Below are 6,883 nucleotides of genomic sequence, written 5' to 3' on the forward strand. Positions count from 1 at the left end.
TATATGCGCATGCTACGCCTGACCGCTTCGCTGTCTGTTATCTGCGCTCCCCTGTTGCTGTCTGAAATGGTCTTCAGTCAATCAGTCACAGGCCAGTCATCTTATACGTCACCCGGTAGTAATTTACAGACTCCAGGCAGCAACCTACAAACTCCAGGTGTGGGTTCACAATCGCCCGGCGTCGGTTCACAATCGCCTGGCGTTGGCTCACAGTCGCCTGGTGTCGGCTCACAGTCGCCTGGCACAGCTCAGACAACCAACGGACAGTCTACCAATACAGGGCAATCGTCGTTAGGGACGGCTGGCACAACTCAAACAATCAATGGGCAACCAGTGCAAATTTCGCCCTCAACCACTGGAACAACGGGTAGCAATCAGACATCAGGCAGCGGGCAAGCGGTAGCACCCAGCTTACCCTCTTCAACAAAAGTTCCCGGTGCTGAACAGACCTTTGTGAATGGACAATCTACGGGAACGACTCAGGTCGCCCCCCCACTCACTACTGGCGGAAGCACTCAAAGCCCTCTCAACGGTCAATCCACAGGCCCTTCAAACGGCACTCAACCCAGTAGCGTGCTCTACCCGCCTCAAATTATTCCAGGTAGCGGTGTAGCACCAACCGCTCAACCACCTGTTGGCCCCGCTACGACTAATGCAGCACCGATACAGCCTCAATCCACACCCAATACGGCTGCTACACGTACCACTCCCACGACACCACAAGTAACACAAACGCCGCTTCAAGCTGGGCAGGGAGATCTGGATGCCTCCTTACAGCAAGCGACCTGTGCCCAAAACTGGCAGCAGGCGATTCGACTGGTGAATACTGCGATCGCCGCAGCTCCTACAAGTGAAGCAGGCTATCGGGCACAGTTAGTCTCCTACCGAAGTCGGTTGCAAACACTGCAGTCCAAGGGCGTACGGGCATCCAATTGGGCGCAGCAATGTCGTAGCGGGAACCTGGCAAACGCTCCAAGACAGTAAGTTACACAACGCCTTTTTTGATGGTTTTCAGGAGTCTCTGAATCACTGGGGCATCTATGGCAGTGGGCACGAGAGTAAGATATGATTCCAAGTCGTGTTGTGCTTCAGTAGCACGATCGAGGTGGTAATAGACGATACCCCGATCGCGCAACTCTAGCGGCGTGTCGGGAAAAAGGAGCAAGAGACGATCGATCGCTGCCAAGGTTTGCTCAAGCTTGCCCTGATTGCTGTAAGTGACCTTCAAGTTTGTCAGCATGCGTGCCAGGTACTGCCGCTTGCTTACTGCTTGTAGGAACGCTGGCTTCAGCTCGACTGGGTGCCCGTAAACTTGAGCCAGTCGCTCCTCACAATCTTGCGGGAACAGGATCTCGCCTTGATGAAACGCATCAACGCAAATTTCTGCCTCGTCAATGACAGGGCGAATCAAAAAATGTCCCGGCATGTTGATGCCGACCATCGGCAGTCCGACTCGTTGGGCGATCGCAAGATACACCAGAGACAGCGTAATCGGGATGCCTGTGCGGCGATCGATCACCTCGTTGAGAAAGCTGTTGCGCGGATCGTAATAATCCGCTGTATTGCCCACAAACCCCAACTCATCGTAAAGATAGTGATTGATCGCTTGAATGATCTTAAGTGGGTAAGAGGATTGAGGCGATCGTTCCTTCACGGCTGCTGCCAGCGCATCCAGCGCCTTCACATAGGCTTCCACATCTAACTCTGGATAGTCCTCTTGAGCGAGATAAAGCGCTGCCCGTTCCAGATGTATCTGCTCATCCGGCTGCTCAACTTCGCGCTGAAAACACTGTCGCGCAAGAGACTGGCCTTTATTCACCATAATCTCGTCCCGATCCATACTCCAACGCCTGTAGCCAGCGATGGTAATAGTATTGCGGCACTGGAGAAAAGGTTTTCATCCAGGGTTTTAAAATACGCGCCAACGGGTAGAGAGCGGCATAACCCGCAAGATTGGCGTAGTGAAACAACCACTCAATGAGTGTCGGCAGCCCCACGTGCGGCAGAATCTTCAGCACCAGCTCAGGATGAGTGAGTGTTGTTTGCATCAAGGTCTGGAAAAGAGCGGGAAACTGCACCACATCCTGCAGAAAAGGTTTGAGAACAGGATCGCCCAGCGTTTCCATCGACTGAAACACAGTTGCCAGCAGTTCGTTAATCTGATTGGGGTCGATCGACTGGTTGATGCCCACACTCATCGATCGCTGAAAGAGCCATGTAACGGCTAGATTAGGCTGGTACGGCTGCAATAGCGCTAAGGCTCCACGCCTGAGTGTATCGCTCTGCAACGCTTCGTGGATACCTCCGGTGAGTCGCGCTAAGTGGCGCACCATAGCACCAAACCCACCAAAGCTAAGCGGTGATTGACCACCACTGCTATCACCAATGGGCAGAATGTAGTTCCACTGGGGCTTGAGCGGACTTTGGCGGTAGCAAGGGAAAAAGCCAAACAAGGCGCGCTTGAACTGAAGTTGCTCTAAGGACACATTCTGGTAGTCCGGCAGGAAACGGAAATAGTCATCGAAGAGCGTTTCCAGGCTAGGGCGATCGGGATGCGCATCCAAGTAGGTAAAGAGATAGGTCGTGCGCCCGTCTCTGGCAGGAAAGGCTTCCCAGAAATATTGGCACTGGTTTTGGATTGGGGTAAATGTGGCAATCAGGTCGCCCGAATCGTTGCGGGGCATCCCTTCGGCACAGGTACCGACAACCAGACACACCGCATCGGGCTTTTTACCTTGCCGCGACTGCTGCACGATCGGCGACAAGTGCCCCATCGCATCCAGCAGCAAACGCGTTTGGAAACACTGCTCTCCAGCTTTAACTGTGACCCCGTTGGGATGAACGATCGCGCCATCAAACGGTGTTTGCTCAAACAGTTGACCACCATAGGAGAGAAATTTTTGCTTCAGCCTTTCCAGCAGCACCACTGGATCAACGCCGATGTTGAGCACATCCCTGACCTGTACAGGTGGGCTACCTCGAAAGGCAATGCGAGAAGGGTTATAGGAGGTGGCAATCGCCTGCGCCAACTCTGCCTCCGTCAGCAGTGACAATTCGACAAACACCTGCAATTCTTTACGCGATATATTCCATTCCTGCTCACGCCCTCGTAGCATCCCGCGTTCAAGCAACGCCACGCGCCATCCCCGTTGGGCTAATGCGGCTCCCAGGAGGATTCCTAGCGTGCCGCCACAAATAACCACATCCCACTCAATCGCAACAAGCGTGTCACCGTTCTCCTGTACGACCGTTGGTACGGGTTCTTTGCCCTCTCTCAAGGCCTGCCATAAGCCATCAACCCGTCGCAGTCCCTCCAAAGGATTGCCGGGTAATGAGGGTAGGATTTGTGCAGTCAATGTCATGGCACAGTGCTGGTAGCGGTTATTGTCAGGTTAACGCGTCTGGGCAGGTCGCGAAGGCGATCGCGGCATTTTGACCACCAAAACCAAAGCTTAAACAAAGTGCTGTTTGAAGACTACTGGGCACAGATTGCGTAACAAAATTGAGCGCAAACTCTGGCTGCGTCAGCCCAACACAAGGTGGTAAGACCTGATGTTTCAATGCCATCAAGCAGAAGGCAGCGCCGATCGCACCCGATGCACCGATCGTATGTCCAGTCGCGCCTTTGGTGGAACTAATCGGCACATCCTTCGGGAACAGTGATTGAATCAGGTGCGCTTCATTGCGATCGTTGAGTGTAGTGGCTGTGCCGTGCGCGTGAATATAATCAATCGCATCAAACGCCAAGCCTGAACGCGTTAAGCACTGTTTGACCGCCGCGATCGCTGCCCGATTGTCCACTGCTGGTGCGCTGACATGATCAGCATCGGCCGTTAACCCAGCACCCAAAACACGACCGTAGACGTTTGCGCCTCTCCGTGCAGCCAACGTCGCCGCTTCTAAAACCAGCACTGCGCCACCTTCAGCCAGCACCAGGCCTTCACGATCGCGGTCAAAGGGATAGGCTCCCGTCTGCGCCAGGGCTCCCATTTGTGTAAAACCCGCCAGCGTAAGCGGTGTAATAGGTGCTTCTACAGCGCCTGCCAGCACTCGCTCACAGTATCCCATGCGAATTAACTCAAAGCCTTGCGCGATCGACCAGAGTCCAGTAGCACAGGCTGCCATTGGCGATTGCACCACTGCGGTGGTTTGAATCTGACGAGCAGCGGCGATCGCGGCAGCATGTGGTAGAGTGTCGAGCCAGATTAGGAGGGGTGTGGAGGGTGGGGTGTGGGGTGTGGGGTGTGGAGCCGTTCCTGTTATTTCCTTATAAAGCCGTATGCTGGCTAAGAGTTCCCATTGCGCCTGATTGCCTCGACTGGAGCCGACCACAACGCCACAATCAGTCAGCGGTGGTTGTAGACCCGCATCCTTTAGCGCCGCCGCGACGACTTGCTGAGTCAGCGCTACCAATGAGGATGGTTGAGTGGCAACAAGCGCTAAGGGGCGTGGCTCTAACTCTACGAACGGCTGCTGCCTCTGAATTCCAGATTGACCTGCCAACAAGCCTTTCCAAGTCATCTCCAGCGAACCCAATGCTGAGACTAGCCCAATGCCTGTGACAACAACATCCATAGATTGAAAGGCTGAAGTCTAAAATCTAAAGGCTACAACTTGGGGGCTGTAAAGAAATAACGTCATGGACTGTAGCGGTCAGCCATCAGCGGTCAGCGGCCAGCCCTTAGGAACAAGCATTTAATAACCTCGGCATTTGCCGGTTTTATTTAATTCACGATTCTTAGAGAAAAGCTGACCGCTGATAGCTAAGCCAAAAGTATGCAGTTATTCTTTAACAAGTCCTTGGAGCGTCCCGTTTCTTCCTTCCCTTTTAGACTTCAGCCTTTATCCTTTATCCTTTCTTTGCGTCCGTTTTCAGGTTTTCTAACCCCTTCACAACTTTCGCCGACTCAATCCGATCGCCCTGCTGAATTTTGTCAACGGTTTCCATTCCCTCTGTCACATAACCAAACACAGCGTAGTTACCATCCAAAAAATTGACATTAGCAAGCGTGATGTAGAACTGCGAAGAGGCTGAATCGGGCGGCTGCGATCGCGCCATTGCCAGCGCTCCACGCTTATGAGTCAGCTTCGGTTTCGCTGTCACACCAGCAGCATCAAGCGTTTGATGATAAACCGGGGTCTTGGCTCCCACTGGCATAATCTCAAGTGGAACATAGCGCGGCTGCCCCGTTGCTGGATCATTAAAACTACCCGTGCCCAACTGCTCTGGCGGGAAATTGGGATTTTTGCTCTGCGGATCGCCACCCTGAACAACAAAAGGCTGTGGTTCGCGCACAACTCGATGAAAAACCAGCCCGTTGTAAACACCACGCTGCACCAAATCCACAAAATTACCTGCCGTAATCGGTGCGTTCGTGCCGTCCAATTCCGCTGTAATGGTGCCCCCTTTAACCACGATCGCAACAGTTGCCTTACCCTCTAAGCGAGGGATACCGGATGGTTGAAGACTGCTTGCCGGAGTCACAGGTGCCGATGCTGTTTGCGTCGGCGAAGGGCTGGCAGCAGACGATTGAGAGTCCTGCTGGGGTAAACAGCCACCGAGCACGATCGCGCTAGTCACGACTAATAAGGCCAGCCATTGTCGCAAAGTCCTGAGCATATCAATTCACCTATCTGAACCAAAGCAGACAATTATGACACGAGAGCGTAAAGACTAGCCCTTAGCTTTAAGCCTCCTAGCCTTTAACCTTTCTCCTAAAGCCCTTCTAGAGGCACAGTCAAAAAGCGGGCAAGTTCGGCGCCCTCATTCTCTAGCTGAGAAAGCGACATGGGCTGGCCAACTCGGGTTAATGGCACATCACGTTTGCTTTTGACACGCAGCGAGAGGGTTCGTTTAGGATTCAGCCCTTCTCTTAAATCCACCTTAACTGCCTGCACATCATCGATTTTGCAGACCAACTCAATTTTGCGATTTTTCCCTGGAAAGCCCCAGCGAAAGATGGTCACTTTGCCCTTACCCTTGTCAAATTCGTTGTAGCCACCGCCAACATCCCAGACGATAGTCAACCATAGGTACAGGCTAAAAAGGGTTCCAGCTAGCCCGTAGAAACCCATAGCAACGCCTTGCGGGATAAACACCAGCTTAGTAGGGTCAGAAAACGGCAACAGGTTGACGTGGAGATAACTCGAAATGCCAGCCAACAAAAAACCTAGCGACCCAGTGGAGACAATCACCGCCCACCAGTAGTTGCTGAAGCGACGAGAACCAATCACCAATTGACGCAAAACGCCCGTTTCAGAAGCAGTGGTTTGTGCAGTCATAACAGAAGCCAGCAACAACAATCAGCAGATTCTCATCTTAGCGGATGTGGGCTACCGTCTCTGCTTAAGACAATGAAGAAGCAAAAGAAATGAGACAGATAAAGAAGGATGAGGAGATAAAGAAGGATGAGGAATGAGGAATGAAACAAAAGAAATGAGGCGATATTAAGTTTTATTTAATATTGTGTCGGAAATCGACAATTTATTTGCGTCAAACAACTGATATTTTAAAGAAATCGATAATATCAGGCTCTCTAAGAGTACAATTACCTAGATTCTTTGCGTGAATCTATCATAAAAGTGCTCATTCGGGGTCGATCGTGCGTCAACCTGAAGCCATTGACTGCCCGATTGTCAAGTAGGTGTGGCGATCAAGAGGTGGGCTTAGGATTGCTGAGACTGTACGTGTAGGTTTGTAAAATTTCTGATTTCTCCTATTATGTATAGACATATGAATCCGTCCACTCTCTAGAACGCTTGCGATAGAGGGTCTGCACTTTTAGTAACGCTAGAGGATTTAACCTTATGACCATAGCTGTCGGGCGTGCGCCAGCAAGTCGGGGAGCGTTTGACGTTCTCGACGATTGGCTGAAGCGCGATC

The 6,883-nt window shown here is 52.1% G+C and carries 6 protein-coding genes; 1 reads left to right on the top strand and 5 read right to left on the bottom strand.

Annotated features, from left to right (window positions below):
* Positions 1-3: 3 nt before the first annotated feature.
* Entirely contained in the window at positions 4-984 is a 981-nt protein-coding gene (locus C7B82_RS25225) for a hypothetical protein (RefSeq protein ID WP_106259515.1), read from the top strand.
* A gap of 1 nt (position 985) precedes the next feature.
* Here the strand turns inward: C7B82_RS25225 and C7B82_RS25230 are convergent, their stop codons facing one another.
* From C7B82_RS25230 to C7B82_RS25250, 5 genes are all read right to left on the bottom strand, one after another.
* Positions 986-1,840, bottom strand: a complete 855-nt coding sequence (locus tag C7B82_RS25230; protein WP_245940088.1) for a SirB1 family protein — start codon at positions 1,838-1,840, stop codon at positions 986-988.
* Positions 1,812-3,362, bottom strand: a complete 1,551-nt coding sequence (locus C7B82_RS25235; protein WP_106259516.1) for an NAD(P)/FAD-dependent oxidoreductase — start codon at positions 3,360-3,362, stop codon at positions 1,812-1,814. Before C7B82_RS25235 ends, C7B82_RS25230 begins: the two co-directional genes overlap by 29 nt.
* Before the next feature lie 25 nt (positions 3,363-3,387).
* Positions 3,388-4,575: a beta-ketoacyl-ACP synthase gene (locus C7B82_RS25240; protein ID WP_106259517.1), complete on the bottom strand. Its 1,188-nt coding sequence runs from the start codon at positions 4,573-4,575 to the stop codon at positions 3,388-3,390.
* Between the two features lie 274 nt (positions 4,576-4,849).
* Positions 4,850-5,620, bottom strand: coding sequence for a peptidylprolyl isomerase (locus C7B82_RS25245; RefSeq protein ID WP_106259518.1), 771 nt, complete (start codon positions 5,618-5,620; stop codon positions 4,850-4,852).
* 95 nt (positions 5,621-5,715) lie between these two features.
* Entirely contained in the window at positions 5,716-6,282 is a 567-nt protein-coding gene (locus C7B82_RS25250; protein WP_106259519.1) for a photosystem I assembly protein Ycf4, read from the bottom strand.
* Between the last annotated feature and the right edge of the window lie 601 nt (positions 6,283-6,883).

Source organism: Stenomitos frigidus ULC18, from assembly GCF_003003795.1.
In the GTDB taxonomy this organism is placed as follows: Bacteria; Cyanobacteriota; Cyanobacteriia; order Leptolyngbyales; family Leptolyngbyaceae; genus Stenomitos; species Stenomitos frigidus_A.